Origin of the sequence: Atlantibacter subterraneus (genome assembly GCF_007570865.1) — a bacterium.
Taxonomy (GTDB): Bacteria; Pseudomonadota; Gammaproteobacteria; order Enterobacterales; family Enterobacteriaceae; genus Atlantibacter; species Atlantibacter subterraneus.
In genome coordinates, this window is the sequence record NZ_VLPS01000001.1 from 420058 (window position 1) to 441239 (window position 21182).

The 21182-nt window shown below is 55.3% G+C and carries 17 protein-coding genes; 11 read left to right on the forward strand and 6 right to left on the reverse strand.

Annotation, left to right across the window (positions count from 1 at the left end):
• Nucleotides 1-98: 98 nt before the first annotated feature.
• Complete coding sequence (gene agp / locus FND52_RS02050; RefSeq protein ID WP_144129169.1) at nucleotides 99-1337, forward strand: bifunctional glucose-1-phosphatase/inositol phosphatase; 1239 nt, start codon at nucleotides 99-101, stop codon at nucleotides 1335-1337.
• A 34-nt stretch (nucleotides 1338-1371) separates the two neighbouring features.
• On the opposite strand, the gene FND52_RS02055 is transcribed toward agp, so the two are convergent.
• Both FND52_RS02055 and wrbA read right to left on the reverse strand, forming a co-directional pair.
• Nucleotides 1372-1599, reverse strand: coding sequence for a YccJ family protein (locus FND52_RS02055; RefSeq protein WP_125292211.1), 228 nt, complete (start codon nucleotides 1597-1599; stop codon nucleotides 1372-1374).
• Nucleotides 1600-1617: 18 nt separating this feature from the next.
• Nucleotides 1618-2214, reverse strand: a complete 597-nt coding sequence (wrbA, locus tag FND52_RS02060; RefSeq protein WP_125292210.1) for an NAD(P)H:quinone oxidoreductase — start codon at nucleotides 2212-2214, stop codon at nucleotides 1618-1620.
• A gap of 392 nt (nucleotides 2215-2606) precedes the next feature.
• Between wrbA and FND52_RS02065 the strand changes: the two genes are divergently transcribed.
• The 3 genes from FND52_RS02065 to rutR all read left to right on the forward strand — a co-directional run bounded on the left by FND52_RS02065 (nucleotide 2607) and on the right by rutR (nucleotide 4505).
• Entirely contained in the window at nucleotides 2607-2789 is a 183-nt protein-coding gene (locus FND52_RS02065) for a con-10 family general stress protein (RefSeq protein WP_125292209.1), read from the forward strand.
• A gap of 155 nt (nucleotides 2790-2944) precedes the next feature.
• Nucleotides 2945-3862 carry a DMT family transporter gene (locus tag FND52_RS02070; protein ID WP_125292208.1) on the forward strand — a complete coding sequence of 306 codons (918 nt, stop codon included), beginning with the start codon at nucleotides 2945-2947 and terminating at the stop codon, nucleotides 3860-3862.
• Nucleotides 3863-3869: 7 nt separating this feature from the next.
• Nucleotides 3870-4505, forward strand: coding sequence for an HTH-type transcriptional regulator RutR (rutR, locus tag FND52_RS02075; protein ID WP_144129170.1), 636 nt, complete (start codon nucleotides 3870-3872; stop codon nucleotides 4503-4505).
• Here rutR and FND52_RS02080 read toward each other — a convergent pair.
• The gene (locus tag FND52_RS02080; RefSeq protein ID WP_144129171.1) at nucleotides 4502-4903 is read right to left on the reverse strand and encodes a lysozyme inhibitor LprI family protein; all 402 of its coding nucleotides are present in this window, start codon (nucleotides 4901-4903) and stop codon (nucleotides 4502-4504) included. The genes rutR and FND52_RS02080 overlap by 4 nt on opposite strands.
• 53 nt (nucleotides 4904-4956) lie before the next feature.
• Complete coding sequence (putA, locus tag FND52_RS02085; protein ID WP_144129172.1) at nucleotides 4957-8919, reverse strand: trifunctional transcriptional regulator/proline dehydrogenase/L-glutamate gamma-semialdehyde dehydrogenase; 3963 nt, start codon at nucleotides 8917-8919, stop codon at nucleotides 4957-4959.
• 424 nt (nucleotides 8920-9343) lie between these two features.
• On the opposite strand from putA, the gene putP reads away from it, so the two are divergent.
• Nucleotides 9344-10852 carry a sodium/proline symporter PutP gene (gene putP, locus FND52_RS02090; protein WP_125292204.1) on the forward strand — a complete coding sequence of 503 codons (1509 nt, stop codon included), beginning with the start codon at nucleotides 9344-9346 and terminating at the stop codon, nucleotides 10850-10852.
• Nucleotides 10853-11406: 554 nt separating this feature from the next.
• The gene (gene phoH / locus FND52_RS02095; RefSeq protein WP_192798670.1) at nucleotides 11407-12195 is read left to right on the forward strand and encodes a phosphate starvation-inducible protein PhoH; all 789 of its coding nucleotides are present in this window, start codon (nucleotides 11407-11409) and stop codon (nucleotides 12193-12195) included.
• Nucleotides 12196-12249: 54 nt separating this feature from the next.
• Here phoH and FND52_RS02100 read toward each other — a convergent pair whose 3' ends face one another.
• Nucleotides 12250-13593 (reverse strand): anaerobic C4-dicarboxylate transporter, encoded by a 1344-nt coding sequence (locus tag FND52_RS02100; protein WP_125292202.1) that lies wholly within the window; start codon nucleotides 13591-13593, stop codon nucleotides 12250-12252.
• Between the two features lie 375 nt (nucleotides 13594-13968).
• Complete coding sequence (locus FND52_RS02105) at nucleotides 13969-14466, reverse strand: non-heme ferritin-like protein (protein ID WP_125292201.1); 498 nt, start codon at nucleotides 14464-14466, stop codon at nucleotides 13969-13971.
• A gap of 706 nt (nucleotides 14467-15172) precedes the next feature.
• Here FND52_RS02105 and araF point away from each other — a divergent pair.
• From araF to otsA, 5 genes are all read left to right on the forward strand, one after another.
• Nucleotides 15173-16162 (forward strand): arabinose ABC transporter substrate-binding protein AraF, encoded by a 990-nt coding sequence (araF, locus tag FND52_RS02110; protein ID WP_125292200.1) that lies wholly within the window; start codon nucleotides 15173-15175, stop codon nucleotides 16160-16162.
• A 57-nt stretch (nucleotides 16163-16219) separates the two neighbouring features.
• Nucleotides 16220-17734, forward strand: coding sequence for an L-arabinose ABC transporter ATP-binding protein AraG (gene araG, locus FND52_RS02115; RefSeq protein WP_144129174.1), 1515 nt, complete (start codon nucleotides 16220-16222; stop codon nucleotides 17732-17734).
• 13 nt (nucleotides 17735-17747) lie between these two features.
• Nucleotides 17748-18728, forward strand: a complete 981-nt coding sequence (gene araH / locus FND52_RS02120) for an arabinose ABC transporter permease AraH (protein ID WP_125292198.1) — start codon at nucleotides 17748-17750, stop codon at nucleotides 18726-18728.
• 239 nt (nucleotides 18729-18967) lie between these two features.
• Nucleotides 18968-19771, forward strand: a complete 804-nt coding sequence (gene otsB / locus FND52_RS02125) for a trehalose-phosphatase (protein WP_125292197.1) — start codon at nucleotides 18968-18970, stop codon at nucleotides 19769-19771.
• Complete coding sequence (gene otsA, locus FND52_RS02130) at nucleotides 19746-21170, forward strand: alpha,alpha-trehalose-phosphate synthase (protein ID WP_125292196.1); 1425 nt, start codon at nucleotides 19746-19748, stop codon at nucleotides 21168-21170. Before otsB ends, otsA begins: the two co-directional genes overlap by 26 nt.
• Nucleotides 21171-21182: the final 12 nt, after the last annotated feature.

The following is a 21182-nucleotide window of genomic DNA, read 5'->3' on the forward strand; positions in this document are numbered from 1 at the left end:
ACCCGTCATAAAACCGTCATTTTGCGATCCGCTCGCCGGGGCGTTGAGATTTTTTCTGCCACACTCGTTGCTGGAATAAACGTCCTGAGGAACCTGGCATGAAAAAAACAACGCTCGCAATGACGCTCGCCTCTGTATTGCTTATCCCCGCGCTGGCGCAGGCAGAAACCGCGCCGGAAGGCTACCAGCTTCAGCAGGTGTTGCTGATGAGCCGCCATAACTTACGCGCGCCGCTCGCCAACAATGGCAGCGTGCTTGAGCAATCCACCGCCCAGAAATGGCCGCAATGGGATGTCCCCGGCGGGCAGCTCACCACCAAAGGCGGCGTGCTGGAAGTGTATATGGGCCACTATTTCCGCGAGTGGTTCGCCCAGCAGGGGCTGGTCACCAGCGGCGAATGCCCGGCGAATAACCGGGTTTACGCCTACGCCAATAGCCTCCAGCGTACGGTCGCCACCGCGCAGTTCTTTATTACCGGCGCGTTTCCGGGCTGCGATATTCCGGTCCATCATCAGGAAAAAATGGGCACCATGGACCCGACCTTTAACCCGGTGATCACCAATACCTCGCCGGAATTCCAGCAGGCGGCGCTGAAAGCCATGGAAACCCAGCGCGGCGAATATCAGCTGGATGAAAGCTATAAACTGCTGGAAGAGGTGACCGGCTATGACGACTCGCCGTCCTGCAAACAGAAACAGGTGTGCGACTTAACGGCGGCGAAAGACACTTTCAGCGCCAAACCCACCGAGGAACCGGGCGTCAGCGGGCCGCTGAAAGTGGGTAACTCGCTGGTGGATGCCTTTACGTTGCAGTATTACGAAGGCTTTCCGATGGAAGACGTCGCCTGGGGCCAGATCAAAACCGACAAGCAGTGGAGCGTGCTGTCGAAGCTGAAAAATGGCTATCAGGATACGCTGTTCACTTCGCCGGATGTGGCGCGTAACGTGGCCGCGCCGCTGGTGAAATACATCCAGAAAGCGCTGGTGACCGAGAAGCAGGGGCCGGCAGTAACGGTACTGGTGGGGCATGATTCTAATATCGCCTCGCTGCTGACGGCGCTGGATTTCAAACCCTATCAGCTGGCTCACCAGTACGAGCGCACGCCGATTGGCGGGAAAATCATGTTCCAGCGCTGGCACGACAGCAAAACCAATCGCGATTTGATGAAGGTCGAATACGTGTATCAAAGCAGCGAGCAGCTGCGCGACGCGACGCCGCTGAATCTGGAAAGCCCGCCGCAGCGCGTCGCGTTACAGCTTACCGGCTGCCCGACCGACAGCGACGGTTTTTGCCCGTGGGATAAATTCACCGCAGTGTTAGACAGCGCGGTGAAATAACGCGTTGCCCCCGCCGGGCGGCGGGGGCGTTGACTCAGACGTTTTTGCGTTCGATGGTTTGCTCGCCCCAGAACAGGGAGTCTTTATCGGTTTTTTTAAAGGCGCGGATCAGCACTTCATCATTGCCTTCTTCCCAAATTTTCTCCGCCAGTTTTTCGTCATAGTCCGCCACTTCAAAGATGGCTTCAGCAATTTCCGGCGAGGTATTTCTCAGACTGGCCCATTCACCCACGTGATGAGCTTTAGATTGTTGATTTGGCATCAATATTCTCCTGTACCTTTAGCCTTTAAGTTTGACCGCCAGGCTGGCGACGTGTTGGCCCTGATAACGGGCAATAGAGAGTTCTTCTTCGCTGGGTTGACGCGAGCCGTCGCCGCCCGCAATGGTGGTGGCACCGTACGGCGTGCCGCCGCGCACCTGTGAAATATCAAACAGCTCTTTGGTGCCATAGCCGATCGGCACGATCACCATGCCGTGATGCGCCAGAGTGGTCCAGGTGGAGGTGATGGTTTGTTCCTGGCCGCCACCGGTGCCGGTCGAACTGAACACGCTGGCGATTTTGCCGTACAGCGCGCCGGAGGCCCACAGACCGCCGGTCTGGTCCCAGAAGGTGCGCATCTGGCCTGACATATTGCCGAAGCGGGTTGGGGTGCCGACAATAATTGCGTCGTAGTTCACCAGTTCCTGCACCGTGGCTTCTGGCGTGGTTTGCGCTTTACCGCCGGCTTTCGCGAAGAGTTCGGGCGGCATGGTTTCAGGAACGCGTTTCACTTCCACATCGACGCCTTCAACGCCCCGCGCGCCTTCCGCGACGGCCTGAGCCATGGTCTCGATGTGTCCGTACATTGAGTAATAAAGCACTAAAATCTTCGCCATCTTCAGTCACTCCTGAGTTCAACATCTTGTTCGCAACGCCAGGTTGCCCTCTTTTAAAGATATGACGTTGCGCCAGGAGTGCAAATTTCACTGGGTTTTGCTTGATGTATAGCAACTTAGCCAGTGTTGCCGCTCTGTTGCATCCTTTCACATTTAAAAACTACCAATTTTGGTACTTATTAGAGCTGTTTATAGATAATGGGGGTTAATAATCACCCGATTGATGGATTACATGTTGCGGGATGTTACAGAAAAATGATCTCTGTCCGCTTGTAGTCTAGGCTTTAACTCACGCGGCAAACGAAATATGTCTCTGGTTACCCGCGGGGTAAAAGGCCGTAGTGATATCAAAACTGAATGATGACTAATGTTTCGCTTTCCGGAGGTTAGATATGGCAAATCATCGTGGTGGTGCTGGTAATTTTGCAGAAAATCGTGAAAGGGCATCCGAAGCTGGCCGTAAAGGCGGCCAGGCGAGCGGCGGGAACTTTAAAAATGACCCGCAACGTGCCTCAGAAGCGGGGAAAAAAGGGGGTAAAAACAGTCATGGTGGGAATCGCGGTAACAACGAATAGCCCGATTACATTGAGTACTGTGGATTAACCTGACTCCGCTTCAACCGGGTTAATCATCATCGCCGCCGGCCCTGACCGGCGGTTTCGTTTTTAGGCATTGCGCCAGGTCTTAATCCATCGCAAACTTGAGAGCTGTCACATTTTTCGGTGCTCTCATGTCATCGCTACGTCAACGCTACCAATTTTCCGTTAAGCCGCAGGAAGCCCTGCTGATCCTGATTACTATGTTCTGGGGCGGCACCTTTCTGGCCGTGCAGTACGCGGTAACTCTCAGCGATCCGTTCTTTTTTGTCGGGCTGCGGTTTGCTACGGCGGCGCTGGCGGTTGGGCTACTTTCGGTAAAATCCCTGCGTGGGCTGACGCGCCTTGAACTGAAAGCGGGGGTGTCGATCGGTATTGCCATCGCCCTTGGCTACAGCCTGCAAACCTGGGGGCTGCAAACCATTCCCAGCAGCAAATCCGCATTCATTACCGCTATGTATGTGCCGCTGGTGCCACTGCTCCAGTGGCTGTGCCTCGGCAGAATGCCGGGGTTGATGTCGTGGATTGGCGTGGCACTGGCGTTCATCGGCCTGGTGTTTCTTGCCGGGCCGGATGGCAATTTGCTGCAGATGGGCCAGGGGGAAATCATCACCCTGATTGGCGCAGTGGCGATTGCGGCGGAGATCATTTTAATTAGCGCCTGGGCGGGCAAAGTGGACATCAAGCGCGTCACGGTGGTGCAGCTCGCCACGGCTTCGCTGGTGTCTTTTATGATGATGGCCCCGGCGGGAGAGCGCGTTCCGCCGTTTTCCACCGGTTTGCTGGTAGTGGCGCTGGGGTTAGGCATTTTCAGCGCCATTATTCAGGTCACCATGAACTGGGCCCAGCGCAGCGTGTCGCCAACCCGCGCCACGGTAATTTATACCGGCGAGCCGGTATGGGCCGGGATTTTTGGGCGCATGGCCGGAGAACGCCTTCCCGCCATCGCGCTGCTGGGCGGTGCGTGCATTGTGCTCGGGGTGCTGGTCAGTGAACTGAAGCTTAAAAAGAAACCGGCCAGCGAGCAGGCCGTGGAACAGTCGGAAGGATAATCAACGCATGATCCAGGGAAAGAAACCCGCCGGTAAACGTTCGCAGGCGGTGGCGGCGAAGCGGGACGCCATTTTGCAGGCGGGCCTCAGCCAGTTTTCAAAATATGGCGTGCACGGCACGACGCTGGAAAATATCGCCGAAAGCGCGGGGGTGTCGAAAACCAATCTGCTCTACTATTTTCCCTCTAAAGACGCGCTGTATATCGCGGTGCTGAAACAGATCCTGGCGATCTGGCTGGCGCCGCTGCGGGCGTTTCGCAGCGATCTCGAACCGCTGACCGCCATCGGCGAGTACATTCGGTTAAAAATGGCGGTGTCGCGTGACTACCCTGAAGCCTCCCGGCTGTTTTGCATGGAGATGTTGCAGGGCGCGCCGCTGCTGATGGGAGAACTGTCCGGGGATGTAAAACCGCTGGTGGAAGAGAAATCGGCGATTGTCGCTGGCTGGGTGGCGCAGGGCAAACTGGCGAAAATCGACCCCAATCATCTGATTTTTATGATTTGGGCCACTACCCAGCACTATGCGGATTTTTCGGTTCAGGTTGAAGCGGTAACCGGCGCCACCTTGCAGGATGACGCCTTTTTTCAGCAGACGGTGGAGAACGTCCAGCGCATGATTATCGCGGGTATTCGTCCCCGTTAGTGGCTGGCCGCCGCCGGTAACGGGCAGCTTAAATCGCCTTCGCCGCACTGCAGCATTGATTCAAGGTAAGCGCTGCGCTCGCGGGTTTTGTCCGTCAGGCACTGGCTGTAAATCATCGGCTGAATACTGCCCCCCTCGACGCCGGAGGCGATAAAGTCGCAGTCGGCGTCGCGCAGTTTAATCCAGGCATTCTGCGCGTTTTTCAGCAAGCCGTGCTGCTCTTTACTGGCCAGGGCGTACACCTTTTTATAAGCGGCATTCAGCTCGCTATCCGCCTTTTGATATTCGGCTGCCGCGCAGTCGTTAAGCTCCAGCTGCGTTTCGGCTTTCTCGCAATCCTGCGCCAGCGCCGCCGACGACATCAGCAGCGCGATAACCATTATTCCTGTTCTTGTCATGATCGATCCCCAAAAAAAAAGCTCCTGAACGGAGCTTTTAGGGTAGCGAAGCGTTAGCCGATTGTCATCAGGCTGGCGTTGCCGCCTGCCGCCGCGGTGTTGACGCTGAGCGAGCGTTCAATCCACAGCCGCTCCAGCAGCAGATTCGTTTCGCCACGGGCAAAGCCCTGCACCGACACAATCGCGCCGTCGCGCGCCGCCACGTTCTCACACAGGGTGCGCAACTGATCGGAATCGCCGTGATAGATCACCGCGTCGAAATGCTGGCTCATCAGCGAATCCGCGCCAGCGAAGTCGATGCGCTGGGCAACGGCAGACGGCAGTTTACCGGCCAGTTCGCGATGCAGCTTATCTTCCGGCCACAGCGCGCGGCTGGCGCTGCTGGTGACGGCGGCAAGCTGTACCAGCGCGTCGTCTTCGTTATCCGCCAGGCACAGAACCCGTTCGCGCGGCAGCAGGGTATAGGTGTTGCGCTCGCCGGTCGGCCCCGGCAATACGCGCTGCACGCCGGTTTGCGCCTGTGCGCCAAAGGCTTCGCACACCGCTTTCAGCGCCGGACGGTTGGCCGCCCACTGGGTTAGCGCCTCGTGCGGTTGCAGTAGTGCGGTGCGCAGCTGGCTGTCCACCGGTAAGCCGTTATCGCGGTTAAAGGTGGTGGTCACGGCGTTTTCCGGGCGATTCGCCAGCAGACGGTACAGATACAGCGGGCCGCCCGCTTTCGGACCGGTGCCGGACAGTCCTTCGCCGCCGAACGGCTGCACGCCGACCACTGCGCCCACCATATTGCGGTTGACGTACATGTTGCCGACGCTGGCGCTGCCGGTAACCTGGGCGATGGTTTCATCAATGCGGGTATGCACGCCCAGCGTCAGGCCATAACCCGCCGCGTTAATCTGCTCAATCAGCGCGTCAAGGTTGCTGCGGTTGTAGCGCACCACGTGCAGTACCGGGCCGAACACCTCTTTTTTCAGCTCATCGAAACGCTCAAGCTCAATTAAGGTGGGCTTAACGAAAGTGCCGCTTTGCCATTCACGGGCGTCGTCCTGATGCTCGCGCACCGCCTGGAACACCGGGCGGCCTTTGGCGCGCATCGCCTGAATGTGATTCTCGATGTTTTCCTTGGCTTCGGCGTCAATCACCGGGCCGATATCGGTGGTCAGGCGCTCCGGGTTGCCCATCCGGCATTCCGCCATCGCGCCGCGCAGCATGGTCAGGGTGTGATCGGCAATGTCATCCTGCAGGCACAGCACGCGCAGTGCCGAACAGCGCTGGCCGGCGCTGTCGAACGCTGATGAAACCACGTCCACCACCACCTGTTCGGTCAGGGCGGACGAGTCGACGATCATGGCGTTCATCCCGCCGGTTTCGGCAATCAGCGGCGTCGGGCGGCCCTGCGGATCGAGGCGGGTAGCGATATTGCGCTGTAACAGCGTTGCCACTTCGGTGGAGCCGGTAAACATTACGCCGCGCACCCGCTCGTCGCCGGTCAACTGCGCGCCGACGGTCTCGCCGCGGCCTGGCAGCAGCTGCACCACGCCTGCCGGTACGCCAGCATCCAGCAGAATGCGCACGCCCATGGCGGCGATCAGCGGGGTCTGCTCAGCGGGTTTGGCCAGCACGCTGTTACCTGCCGCCAGCGCGGCGGCCACCTGGCCGGTGAAAATGGCCAGCGGAAAGTTCCACGGGCTGATGCACACCACCGGGCCGAGCGGACGATGGGTTTCATTATCGAAATCGTGGTTAACCTGGCCCGCGTAATAGCGCAGGAAGTCCACCGCTTCGCGCACTTCGGCGATGGCGTTGCTGAAGGTTTTACCTGCTTCACGTACCAGCACGCCGATCAGCGTCTGCATCTGATCTTCCATCAATACGGCAGCGCGTTCGAGGATCGCGGCGCGCTCCTGCGGCGGGGTAGCGAACCAGATCGGCGCGTTATTTACCGCGCTTTGCAGCGCCTGGCTGATTTCTTGCTCTGTAGCCTCGCGGGTATAGCCGACAATATCCAGCGGCTCCGCCGGGTTAACCACCGGGGTCATCTCGCCGTCGCGCGCGGCCTCTTCGAGGATCGGCTGCGCCAGCCATTTTTGGGTGGCGCTATTCAGCAGTGCCGAAGAGAGCGACGCCAGACGATGTTCGTTTGCCAGATCCAGACCGGCAGAGTTGGCGCGGCCATTGCCGTACAGATCTACCGGACGCGGAATTTTTGGATGCGGCAGGCCGGGAATGCCTTCCTGGGCTGCCAGCTTCTCGACAGCGGCGACAGGGCAGGCCACCAGTTCATCCAGCGGCAGCGTGGTATCGGCGATGCGGTTAACGAAGGAGGTGTTAGCGCCATTTTCCAGCAGGCGGCGCACCAGATACGCCAGCAGCGTTTCGTGGGTGCCCACCGGGGCGTAAATGCGGCACGGACGGTTGAGTTTGCCGTCAGCCACTTTGCCCACCACCTGTTCGTACAGCGGTTCGCCCATGCCGTGCAGGCACTGGAACTCGTACTGGCCCGGATAGTAGTTCTGCCCGGCCAGATGATAGATTGCCGCCAGGGTATGGGCGTTATGGGTGGCGAACTGCGGATAAATCAGGTTTGGCACCGCCAGCAGTTTCTTGGCGCAGGCAAGGTAGGAGACGTCGGTATACACCTTGCGGGTATAAACCGGATAGCCTTCCAGACCTTCCACCTGGGCGCGTTTGATCTCGCTGTCCCAGTACGCGCCTTTCACCAGGCGGATCATCAGACGGCGGCGGCTGCGGGTCGCCAGGTCGATCAGGTAGTCGATTACAAATGGGCAGCGCTTCATATAGGCCTGGATCACGAAGCCGATGCCGTTCCAGCCCGCCAGTTCCGGTTCAAAGCACAGTTTTTCCAGCAGATCGAGGGAGATTTCCAGCCGATCGGCTTCTTCGGCGTCGATGTTGATGCCGATATCATACTGACGCGCCAGCAGGGTCAGGGATTTCAGGCGCGGATAGAGTTCTTCCATTACCCGATCGTACTGGGCGCGGCTGTAACGCGGGTGCAGCGCCGACAGTTTGATGGAGATGCCCGGGCCTTCATAAATGCCGCGACCGTTGGAGGCTTTACCGATGGCGTGGATCGCCTGCTGGTAGGAAACCATGTAGGCTTGCGCATCGGCGGCGGTGAGCGCGGCTTCGCCGAGCATGTCGTAGGAGTAGCGGAAACCTTTCTCTTCCAGCTTGCGGGCGTTGGCCAGCGCTTCGGCGATAGTTTCCCCGGTAACAAACTGCTCGCCCATCAGGCGCATCGCCATATCCACGCCTTTGCGGATCAGCGGTTCGCCGCTCTTGCCGATAATGCGGTTCAGTGAGCGCGACAGGCTGGCTTCGTTATGGGTGGAGACCAGGCGGCCAGTAAACAGCAGCCCCCAGGTGGCGGCATTAACAAACAGTGACGGGCTGCGGCCAATATGGGATTGCCAGTTGCCGTTGCTGATTTTGTCGCGGATTAACGCGTCGCGGGTGGCTTTATCGGGAATACGCAGCAGGGCTTCCGCGAGGCACATCAGCGCCACGCCTTCCTGAGAGGAGAGGGAGAACTCCTGCAACAGGCTTTGCACCATGCCAGCACGACCGCTGGCGGTCTTCTGGTTACGCAATTTATCCGCCAGTTTCCAGGCCAGCTGATGCGTCTGGCTGGACATCTCCGGCGTTAAGCGCGCCTGTTCCAGCAGCATGGGCACCGCGTCGGTTTCCGGACGACGCCATGCGGCGGTGATCGCCGCGCGGTTCACCGACTGCGGCAGGATCTGCTCGGCAAATTCCAGGAACGGCTGATGATTTTCTTCGCCCGCCGCGCTGAGCGCTTCTTCGCTTTCATTGGCCGCGCCTGCCAGCAGGGCAGGCAGCTCAGGTAGGGTATCGTTATTTTCCAGCCGCTCGAGGTAATTAAAGATGGCCTGCTTAATCAGCCAGTGGGGCGTGCGGTCAATTTTCGATGCGGCAGATTTAATGCGCTCCCGCGTCGCGTCATCCAGTTTAACGCCCATGGTGGTGGTGCCCATGTTGTTAACTCCCGTTTTAATTATTGCTGTTTTGTAATCAAGTACCGGCAATATCCAACATGTTGCAACTTTGTGCAACCATGTTAAATGTGACCTGAGTAGCAAGCCAAAAAATGAATGAATTGTTAAATAAGAAAACGCGATGATCGAAAACACATTCGTGGCGGTAGCCTAAGAAATACGGGCGACTTAACACTTTTACCCGGTGCAACCGACTAAAAGCGTGAGCAAGTGCAACCTCTAAAAAAGACGCGCAGTTTCTGGGGTGAATTTGTTGTGAATGAGGTGTTAAATCGATTGTGAATGAAAACCGCTTACGGCAGGATACTGCTCCTTAAAGAGTAACTATAACGAAGCTGCTGCGTTCCGGCGGCCAATAAACGTACGGGTAACACCGTGCGGGATCCCATTTGGAGAGATTTGCATGACGACAAGCACACCTATGGTGGTGACTTTCCTGGTTTATATCTTTGGCATGATATTGATAGGGTTTATCGCCTGGCGTTCGACCAAAAACTTTGATGACTATATCCTCGGCGGACGCCGTCTCGGCAGCTTGGTCACCGCGCTGTCCGCAGGGGCGTCGGATATGTCCGGCTGGCTGCTGATGGGCCTGCCTGGCGCGATTTTTATCGCCGGGATCTCGGAAAGCTGGATTGCCATCGGCCTGACCGTAGGCGCCTGGATCAACTGGAAGCTGGTGGCCGGGCGTTTGCGCGTTCACACCGAATACAACAATAACGCCCTAACGTTACCGGATTATTTCACCGGGCGTTTTGAAGATAACAGCCGCGTTCTGCGCATCATCTCTGCGGTAGTGATTCTGGTGTTCTTCACCATCTATTGCGCATCGGGCATTGTGGCCGGCGCACGCCTGTTCGAAAGCACTTTTGGCATGAGCTACGAAACGGCGCTGTGGGCCGGTGCGGCCGCGACCATTCTGTACACCTTTATCGGCGGTTTCCTGGCGGTGAGCTGGACCGATACCGTGCAGGCCAGCCTGATGATTTTCGCGCTGATCCTGACGCCGGTTATCGTGATTTTCGCGGTGGGCGGCCTGGATGATTCGATGGAAGTGATCAAACAGAAAAGCATCGAAAACGTCGATATGCTCAAGGGCCTTAACCTGGTGGCGATCATTTCGCTGATGGGCTGGGGGCTGGGCTACTTCGGTCAGCCGCATATCCTGGCGCGCTTTATGGCGGCGGATTCCCATCACACCATCGTTAACGCGCGCCGTATCAGCATGACCTGGATGATCCTGTGCCTGGCGGGTGCGGTAGCGGTGGGCTTCTTCGGCATCGCCTACTTTACCAATAACCCGGCGCTGGCCACCTCGGTCAACCAGAACAGCGAGCGCGTGTTTATTGAACTGGCGCAGATCCTGTTTAACCCGTGGATCGCCGGTATCCTGCTGTCCGCTATCCTCGCGGCAGTGATGTCCACTCTGAGCTGTCAGCTGCTGGTGTGCTCCAGCGCCATCACCGAAGATCTGTATAAAGCGTTTTTCCGCAAGCATGCCAGCCAGCGTGAACTGGTGTGGGTAGGGCGATTAATGGTACTGGTGGTAGCGCTGGTGGCGATTGCCCTGGCAGCGAACCCGGACAACCGCGTACTCGGCCTGGTCAGCTACGCGTGGGCAGGCTTCGGCGCGGCGTTTGGCCCGGTAGTGCTGCTCTCGGTGATGTGGTCGCGCATGACCCGTAACGGCGCGCTGGTAGGCATGATTATCGGTGCGGTAACGGTGATCGTCTGGAAACAGTTCGCCTGGTTTAACCTGTACGAAATCATTCCGGGCTTTATCTTCGCCACACTCGGTATCGTGGTGGTCAGCCTGATGGGCAAAGCGCCGTCAAAAACTATGATCGAACGCTTTGAAAAGGCGGATGATGTGTATCATTCTCCGGCTCCGTCAAAACTTCAGGCGCAGTAATCGATTTAACACCATAATCAAACAGTCAGCCGGGAATTTCCGGCTGACTGTTATGGAGGAAGCGGCGCTAAATTTTTCATTTGCTAACGATTAATCCATAAATTTTTTGTATGACTATCCGGTTGAAATAAATCTGTAAAATTTTCCTGTCATAACTGTCACATCAGCAGGCGTGAAGAATCATTGTAGATAAGTAAAATATTTGTTGTAGTTATGCTAAATTTTAGTGTAGAGATAAGTTATGCGGTAGTTCCCGGTTGTGAACCCGGATTCACTATGGAGATCGCGGATGACAGCGTCCTGTAATGGACAAACCCTTTTTCAACGTTCCACACTCTCACCGGGTGAGCCCTCTCCCGGTAACGCATTCTTCACCATCAATTTTCTCTCTTTCGCGTTTTTTACCGATGTGTTTGATACGGCGGTTCCCCGACGTGTCACTCTAACCGGCAGTCTATGGCTTAAAAGGAAGCCAAACCTCATATGTTCGTGCGCATCAACGCGTGCCGTCAGGCATTGCGTAATATGTAAACCAACTATTCAAGGTGCCATCCATGGGAAGACAAAAAGCAGTGATCAAAGCTCGTCGCGAAGCAAAACGTGTGCTGAGACGCGACTCACGGAGTCATAAACAACGTGAAGAAGAATCGGTCACCTCGCTTGTGCAGATGAGTGGTGTTGAAGCCATTGGCATGGCGCGCGATAGTCGCGACGCTTCGCCGATAGTGGCGCGTACTGACGCCCAGGAAAGTTATCTCAACGCCATTGAAAGCAAAAAACTGATATTCGCCACCGGCGAAGCCGGATGCGGCAAGACGTTTATCAGTGCGGCGAAAGCCGCGGAGGCCCTGATACATAAGGATGTCGACAGGATTATCGTGACCCGCCCGGTATTACAGGCCGACGAAGACCTCGGCTTTTTGCCCGGCGACATCTCCGAGAAGTTTGCCCCGTATTTCCGCCCCGTCTACGACGTGCTGGTGAAACGGCTGGGTGCATCCTTTATGCAGTACTGCCTGCGTCCGGAGATTGGTAAGGTCGAGATCGCGCCCTTTGCCTATATGCGCGGACGGACCTTTGAGAATGCGGTGGTGATTCTGGACGAGGCTCAGAACGTCACGGCGGCCCAAATGAAAATGTTTTTGACCCGCCTCGGGGAAAACGTCACGGTGATCGTTAATGGCGATATTACCCAGTGTGATTTGCCATCCGGTGTTCGCTCGGGATTGAGCGATGCGCTCGAACGTTTTGAAGATGATGAAATGATTAGCGTGGTGCGCTTCGGCAAAGATGACTGCGTGCGTTCGGCCCTGTGCCAGCGGACGCTACGCGCGTACGGCTAACGTTTCTCCTTGATCAACAAACCCGCGCACGCGCGGGTTTGCTGTTTTTAGCGGTCAGAACAGGGCGGAGACCAGCAGGTAGCTGGCTACGCAGGCGCAGCTCACGCCGATAAGGCCCGGGATAATAAAGCTGTGGTTAAGAATGTATTTGCCGATGCGGGTAGTGCCGGAACGGTCAAAGCCGATACAGGCCAGGTCGCTCGGGTAGGTCGGCAGAATAAAGTAGCCATAAGAGGCCGGGAAAAAGGCAATCAGCATTTTTGGCTCGACGCCCAGCATCAGGCCCATCGGGGCTACCGCCGTTAGCGCCGCCGCCTGGCTGTTCACCAGTTTGGAAACCAGGAACAGCACCAGCGCATAGGTCCACGGATGGCTTTTCACCACGCCTTCCAGCGCCATTTTCAGTTCATCAAGATGCGCCTGGAAAAAGGTGTCACTCATCCACGCCACGCCGAATACCGAGAAAATCGCCACCATCCCGGCTTTGAATACCGCGCCGTTAGAAATCGACGCCGGATTGACTTTACAGACGATCAGCATCACCGCACCGGCGATCAGCATCATCATCTGGATCACCAGGTTCATGGAGAGCGGCTTCATCACGCCTTTGACTTCAAACGCCGGACGTAAATCCTGCATTGCGCCAAGCAGCACCACCACGAGGATCCCGGCAAAGAAAATCCAGGTAGACCACCAGGCCTGTTTCGGGAACACCTGGTTCATCAGGGTTTCGGTGGAGCCGAAGATAAATTCCCGCTGCTTCGGATCTTTGATTTTTTCCTGGAATTCCGGGTCATTCTCAAGATCTTTACCGCGACGCAGGCTCCACAGCGCGGCAATCAGCACGCCAAACAGCGATGCTGGCACCGACACTGCTAAAATTTCCAGAATGCCGAATGCCTGGCCCACACCGTGGTTTGCCGCGATGATCGACACCAGCGATACCACTGCAACAGAGACCGGGGAGGCGGTGATGGCCATCTGCGAGGCAATAGAGGCAACTGCCATCGGGCGTTCCGGGCGGATGCCTTTTTTCAGCGCGATATCGGCGATAATCGGGAACATGGTGTAAACCACATGCCCGGTGCCGCACAGGAAAGTCAGGGTCCAGGTAGTGAACGGGGCCAGCAGGGTGATGTGCTGTGGGTGACGGCGCAGCAGCTTTTCCGCAAACTGCATCATCACGTTCAGCCCGCCCGCCGTTTGCAGCGTGGCGGCGCAGCCGATTACCGCAAGGATGGTCAGCATGACATCGACAGGCGGTTTTCCAGGTTCCAGACCGAAAATAAACGTTAATAGAAATAATCCAATGCCGCTAATAAGACCCAACCCCATACCGCCGAAGCGAGTACCTACCAGCAGGCAGAGAATAATGACGATAAACTCGATGGTGATCATAACAATCCTTGAATGTTTAAACGCGTGAATCGCTTAAGCATTACAAATTGTAAGTGTACTCATTGAGAGGTAGATCTGATTTGTGGAAAGATAAGATTAATAGTTCGTTTAATTACCTTTTTTTAACATTAAAAATGAAATTAAATAACCTGTATGACGGCGTTATCGGCAGGGAATATATCAGTGAAATTTGAGATATAGCCGACATAAATAATTGACCCGGGCAGGGTGGCGGTATTTATTGATCTGAGATAATAAAGACAACTATCAAATAATGATTTTGCCTTACAGCGCATTAATAGCATAAATCGCTGACGATGAGGGAAAGCCGGATAACGAGAGGAGGTGCGAAACCTCCTCTGTGGCAAAAATTGATCAATGATAAAGATCGATTACGCCGAGCAACTGCTTGTCGGTTTGCTGCATGTTAACACCCGCTTTTTTGGCGCTGCGGACTTCATCGAGGATAACCTGCAGCAGCGTGCCGTCGACCAGTTCTTCTTTTTTAAACGTCGCTAAAAAGCTGATTGCCGCAGTGTCGTTGGCTGCGCGCGCCTCGTCGGTCAGGGTCGCCAGCGCCTGGATGCGATGATGGTAGTCCTTAACCATTTGTTCAAACATATCTTCCAGCGTGACGCAATGGCTGCACCTGGGCTGTTCTTTCAGGAGGGGGGTTGCGCCGCTGTTTTTAATATATTCAAACATGCGCATCATTTGCGTGACGGTATTTTGTGCCTGGTGTCGCAAAAATACGGCGGTACCGTTGAGTTCTTGCTGGCTACACCATTCGCTAAGCTGGAGATACATATTTGACGTGTAAAACTCATGATTCATTTGGGCGTTGAGTTTTTGTACCATTCCGCTAGTGATCATATGATGTCCTTATTTCTTCTTGTGACTGAAAGCTTATATCTCGTAAAAGAGGTCGCGATCGATATCTGGCTATTGTGAGCGCATTACGCAATGAGCGAATGCCCTATTTACTGACTGATTTGTTCCTCATTTTTTACAGGATACGCTCACTATCTCATTAATACACGCGGCTATTCTGTGATGTTGTTTCGATATTGGAACCTGTCTCGCAATTAATGGAGATGAATGAAATCGGTAATTGCCTGAAATTCCCTGGGTTAGGGTGTTATATTCAGATCGTATACAACATTCAAAATCATTTAGCCCTGAAATGAATTCTTGCAAATTCTTCAGGGTTTTCTTATTTACACTCGACAATAAGCAACCCTGGTGAAGATCTTGCGGCTCGCTTTTTGAGTTGCCGTCACGGCTCTACTTCATGGCAAGGATTGTCGAGCTATGAATATGGATAATTCAGTTATTGTTAAATTAATCATCATACAAATCAGCCAAATTTTATGTTCTTTATCGCTGAATCTATGCACTGTTTTACTGAAATTCTGCGATGTGATTTCGCTCTCCTATGGATAATCAATTTCCCGCTAATACTATCCGCAGCAATAGCACGTTGAACCTCAGAAAAGCTAATGCGTTGTTTTAAAGCCTTTTAGTAAAGATTTTAATGATTCATTACCCTGCAAAAAGAAAACTAAAGCTGGAGTTGCTCATGCACAAATTTACTAAAGCTCTGGCAGCCATCGGTCTGGCTGCCGTTATGTCACAATCCGCTATCGCAGAAACCATGAAGCTGGGTTTTCTGGTGAAACAGCCTGAGGAGCCATGGTTCCAGACGGAGTGGAAATTTGCTGATAAAGCCGGCAAGGATTTAGGTTTTGAAGTGATCAAAATCGCCGTGCCTGACGGTGAGAAAACCCTTAACGCCATCGACAGCCTGGCGGCCAGCGGCGCGAAAGGCTTCGTGATTTGTACGCCAGATCCGAAACTGGGCTCGGCGATTGTCGCTAAAGCCCGTGGCTACGACATGAAAGTCATCGCCGTGGATGACCAGTTTGTTAACGCCAAAGGCAAGCCAATGGATACCGTTCCGCTGGTAATGATGGCGGCGACCAAAATCGGCGAACGCCAGGGCCAGGAACTGTATAAAGAGATGCAGAAACGCGGCTGGGATGTGAAAGAAACCGCCGTGATGGCGATTACCGCCAACGAACTGGATACCGCGCGCCGTCGTACCGGCGGTTCCATGGACGCTCTGAAAGCCGCCGGATTCCCGGAAAAACAGATCTACCAGGTTCCCACCAAGTCTAACGATATCCCAGGCGCCTTCGACGCCGCTAACTCTATGCTGGTTCAGCATCCGGAAGTAAAACACTGGCTGATCGTCGGTATGAACGATAACACCGTGCTGGGCGGCGTACGTGCCACCGAAGGCCAGGGCTTTAAAGCGCCGGACGTGATCGGCATTGGCATCAACGGCGTTGATGCGGTGAGCGAACTGTCCAAAGCGCAGGCGACCGGCTTCTACGGCTCGCTGCTGCCAAGCCCGGACGTACACGGCTACAAATCCAGCGAAATGCTTTACAACTGGGTGACCAAAGGCGTTGAGCCAGAGAAATTCACTGAAGTGACCGACGTGGTGCTGATTACCCGCGACAACTTCAAAGAAGAGCTCGCTAAAAAAGGTTTAGGCGGTAAGTAATGTCGTAGGGCGAGCGCCGCAGGTGCGCTCGCCTTTTTGGTGGTTTGTGGAGGCGTTATGCAGCAATCAACACCCTGGCTCTCTTTCCGCGGTATCGGGAAAACCTTCCCGGGCGTGAAAGCGCTATCAGATATCAGTTTTGACTGCCATGCCGGGCAGGTTCATGCGCTGATGGGCGAAAACGGCGCGGGGAAATCGACCCTGTTAAAAATTCTCAGCGGCAACTACACCCCAACCACGGGCACCATCGCCCTGAAAGGCCAGGAGGTAGCGTTTGCCGATACCACTCAGGCGCTGAACGCGGGTGTGGCGATCATCTACCAGGAACTGCACCTGGTACCGGAGATGACCGTGGCCGAGAACATCTATCTGGGCCAGATCCCCCACAAAATGGGCTTTGTGAACCGGTCATTGCTCAACTACGAGGCCAAACTGCAGCTGGAACATTTAGGGCTGGATATCGATCCGCAAACGCCGCTCAAGTACCTGTCTATCGGGCAGTGGCAGATGGTGGAAATCGCCAAAGCGCTGGCGCGCAACGCCAAAGTTATCGCCTTTGACGAACCTACCAGTTCGCTATCGGCGCGGGAAATTGAAAACTTATTTCGGGTGATCCGCGAACTGCGCAACGAAGGGCGCGTGATCCTGTATGTCTCCCACCGTATGGAAGAGATCTTCGCGCTCAGCGATGCCATCACGGTGTTTAAAGATGGCCGCTACGTCTGCACCTTCGATGATATGCAACAGGTCAACCACGACAAACTGGTGCAGGCGATGGTTGGACGCGAAATCGGCGACATCTACGGCTGGAAACCGCGCGAGTACGGGCCGGAACGGCTGCGTCTGGAAAACGTGAAGGCACCAGGCGTGCGCACGCCCATCTCCCTGTCGGTACGCAGCGGCGAAATCGTTGGGCTGTTCGGCCTGGTCGGGGCAGGGCGCAGTGAACTGATGAAAGGCATGTTCGGCGGCACCCGCATTACTGACGGCCAGATTTATATCGATGGCCAGCCGGTCAATATTCGGGCACCCGGCGACGCGATCCGCTCCGGCATGATGCTGTGCCCGGAAGATCGCAAAGCGGACGGCATTATTCCGGTGCACTCAGTGCAGGACAACATCAACATCAGCGCCCGCCGCAAGCATATCAGCGCCGGATGCCTGATTAACAACGGCTGGGAGGCGCAAAACGCCCAGCACCATATTAAGTCGCTCAATATTAAAACGCCGACCGCCGGGCAGCTGATCATGAACCTGTCGGGGGGTAACCAGCAGAAGGCGATTTTAGGCCGCTGGCTGTCGGAAGAGATGAAGGTCATTTTGCTGGATGAGCCAACGCGCGGTATCGACGTGGGGGCGAAGCACGAAATTTATAACGTTATCTATGCGCTGGCGGCGCAGGGCGTGGCGGTGCTGTTCGCCTCCAGCGACCTGCCAGAAGTGCTCGGGGTGGCTGACCGCATCATCGTGATGCGTGAAGGGGAAGTCGCCGGGGAGTTACTGCATAACGAGGCTTGCGAACAAGACGCCCTAAGCCTTGCGATGCCAAAAATCAGCCAGGCTGTCGCCTGATACAGGAGAGTTTATGTCTGCTTTAACCACATCCGGTGCGCCAAAGTCATCGCTGACCCTCGGTCGTATCTGGGACCAGTACGGTATGCTGGTCGTGTTTGCCGTGTTGTTTATCGCCTGTGCGATTTTTGTGCCTAACTTCGCCACCTTTATCAATATGAAGGGGCTGGGGCTGGCTATCTCCATGTCCGGAATGGTGGCCTGCGGGATGCTGTTCTGCCTGGCGTCCGGGGACTTTGACCTGTCGGTGGCGTCGGTGATCGCCTGCGCCGGGGTCACCACCGCCGTGGTGATTAATATGACCGAAAGCCTGTGGATCGGGGTGTTTGCCGGTCTGGCGCTCGGCATGCTCAGCGGCTTTGTGAACGGCTTTGTTATCGCCAAACTGAAAATCAACGCCCTGATCACCACGCTTGCCACCATGCAGATTGTGCGCGGCCTGGCCTACATTATTTCTGACGGTAAAGCGGTGGGCATTGAAGACGAAAGCTTCTTTACGCTGGGCTATGCCAACTGGCTGGGCCTGCCGGCACCAATCTGGCTGACCGTGGCTTGCCTGATTATTTTCGGCTTTCTGCTCAACAAAACCACCTTTGGTCGCAACACCCTGGCGATTGGTGGTAACGAAGAGGCGGCGCGTCTGGCCGGTGTACCGGTAGTACGCACCAAAATCATTATTTTCGTGCTGTCTGGCCTGGTTTCCGCCGCAGCTGGGATCATTCTTGCCTCGCGTATGACCAGCGGCCAGCCGATGACCTCTATCGGTTATGAGCTAATTGTCATCTCGGCCTGCGTATTGGGCGGGGTTTCGCTGAAAGGCGGCATCGGTAAAATCTCTTACGTCGTGGCCGGTATTTTGATTCTGGGCACGGTGGAAAACGCCATGAACCTGCTGAATATCTCCCCGTTTGCTCAGTATGTGGTGCGTGGTTTGATCCTGCTGGCGGCGGTGATTTTCGACCGTTACAAACAGAAAGCGAAACGCACGGTGTAACGTCTTTTGACAAAAAAACGCGCCGCTTTTCCTTAAGATCCATTCGTAATAATTATTGATTGCCGACCCGTCCGGGTCGGCTTTTTTTTGCCGTTTTTCAGACTAATCCAGCGCTGGCAAGCCTTACGGGGGCGTTAGCAACATGGCGAGCCTCGTCACACTGTCTATACTTACATGGCTATTGATAATGGCAGGTAACTGTTTGGTTGCCTTTTGACTGTGTAAGGAGGAAACCACTGGTGGCTACTGAACTCTCTCTACCACCCCTGAATAACGGAAACCTGGCTTTTTTCTTTGACCTCGATGGTACGCTGGCAGAAATCCAACCTCATCCCGATCTGGTTCACATACCGACCGACGTGCGTGCCCTCCTGGAAAAGCTTTCCGGTCTTCAGAATGGGGCGCTGGCGTTGATTTCGGGACGTTCTATGGCCGAGCTGGACAAGCTGGCCGCACCGCATCGTTTCCCCGTTGCCGGGGTGCACGGCGCCGAGCGTCGCGACATCAACGGAAATACCCATGTTGTTACGCTGCCTGCGGATCTGGTGCGCGCGCTGCAGTTGCGCCTTGAAGCGGAGCTGGCGGCGATGCCCGGCACCGAGCTGGAATGTAAAGGCATGGCCTTTGCGCTGCACTATCGCCAGGCACCGGAATTTGAAACGCATATTCTTAGCCTGGCGTCGACGCTGGCGAGCCTGTATGAGGAGCTTTCGCTCCAGCCGGGCAAATGCGTGGTCGAGATCAAACCGCGCGGCATCAATAAAGGCGAGGCGATTGCGGCGTTTATGCAGCAGGAACCGTTCGCTGGCCGTACGCCGGTGTTTATCGGTGATGACTTAACAGACGAGGCGGGTTTTACCGTGGTGAATGCCATGAACGGCATTTCTATCAAGGTCGGTAAGGGAGAAACCGAAGCGAAGTATCGTCTGATGAATGTACAGGCCGTCCACGTATGGCTAGAAAAGTTGGTAACACAACAAGAAAAAGAACAAAAATTGAATGACAGGAGTGTAGGTTATGAGTCGCTTAGTCGTAGTATCTAATCGTATCGCGCCGCCCGATGATAAAAAAGCAAGCGCAGGAGGCCTGGCGGTTGGCGTGCTGGGTGCCTTAAAAGCGGCGGGAGGATTGTGGTTTGGCTGGAGCGGAGAGATTGGCAATGAAGACCAGCCGCTGAAAACCGTCAGTCGGGGCAATATTACCTGGGCCTCCTTTAATCTTAGCGAGCAGGATTACGAGCAGTACTATAACCAGTTTTCCAATGCCGTATTATGGCCTGCCTTCCACTACCGTCTCGATCTGGTGAACTTTCAGCGCGATGCCTGGGAAGGCTATCTGCGGGTTAACCAGCTGCTGGCGGAAAAACTGAAGCCGCTGCTGGAAGAGGACGATATCCTGTGGATCCACGACTACCATCTGCTGCCGTTCGCCAGCGCGTTGCGCTCGCTGGGCATCAATAACCGTATTGGCTTCTTCTTGCATATCCCGTTCCCGACGCCGGAAATCTTTAACGCCTTGCCTCCCCATGCCGATCTGCTGGAAAAACTGTGTGATTACGATCTGCTGGGCTTCCAGACCGCTAACGATGAAAATGCGTTTTTAGAAAGTGTGGCGCAGCAAACCGCGTTGACCACGCGGGATAAACATACCCACCGTGCGTTTGGCAAACAGTTCACCACCTCGGTTTACCCAATCGGTATCGAGCCGGTAGAGATCGCCACTCAGGCCGCGGGCCCGCTGCCGCCCAAACTGGCGCAGCTGAAAAAAGAGCTGGGAACCATTAAGAATATCTTCTCAGTTGAGCGTCTTGATTATTCCAAAGGTTTGCCTGAACGTTTCCAGGCGTTTGAAGCCCTGCTGGAAAATTTCCCGCAGCATCACGGTAAAATTCGCTATACCCAGATTGCCCCGACCTCACGTGGCGAAGTGCAGGCCTATCAGGATATTCGGCATCAACTGGAAACCGAAGCCGGGCGGATTAACGGCAAATATGGTCAGCTGGGCTGGACACCGCTCTATTATCTGAACCAGCACTTCGATCGTAAGTTGCTGATGAAAGTGTTCCGTCATGCGGATGTCGGGCTGGTAACGCCACTGCGCGATGGGATGAACCTGGTGGCGAAAGAGTACGTGGCGGCGCAGGATCCGGCCAATCCAGGGGTGCTGGTGCTGTCAAAATTCGCCGGTGCGGCGAATGAATTAACCTCCGCGCTGCTGGTCAATCCCTATGACCGCGATGAAGTCGCCCAGGCACTGAACCGCGCGTTAACCATGCCGCTGGCGGAACGTATCTCACGCCATAGCGAAATGATGGCTGTCGTGCAGGAAAACGATATTCATCACTGGCAGGAGCGTTTCCTCGCGACCCTAAAGCAGATTGCGCCGCGTAGCGCGCAAAGCCAACTACAGCAAAAAATCGCCACCTTCCAGAAACTCGCCTGATAGTCCCCGTTT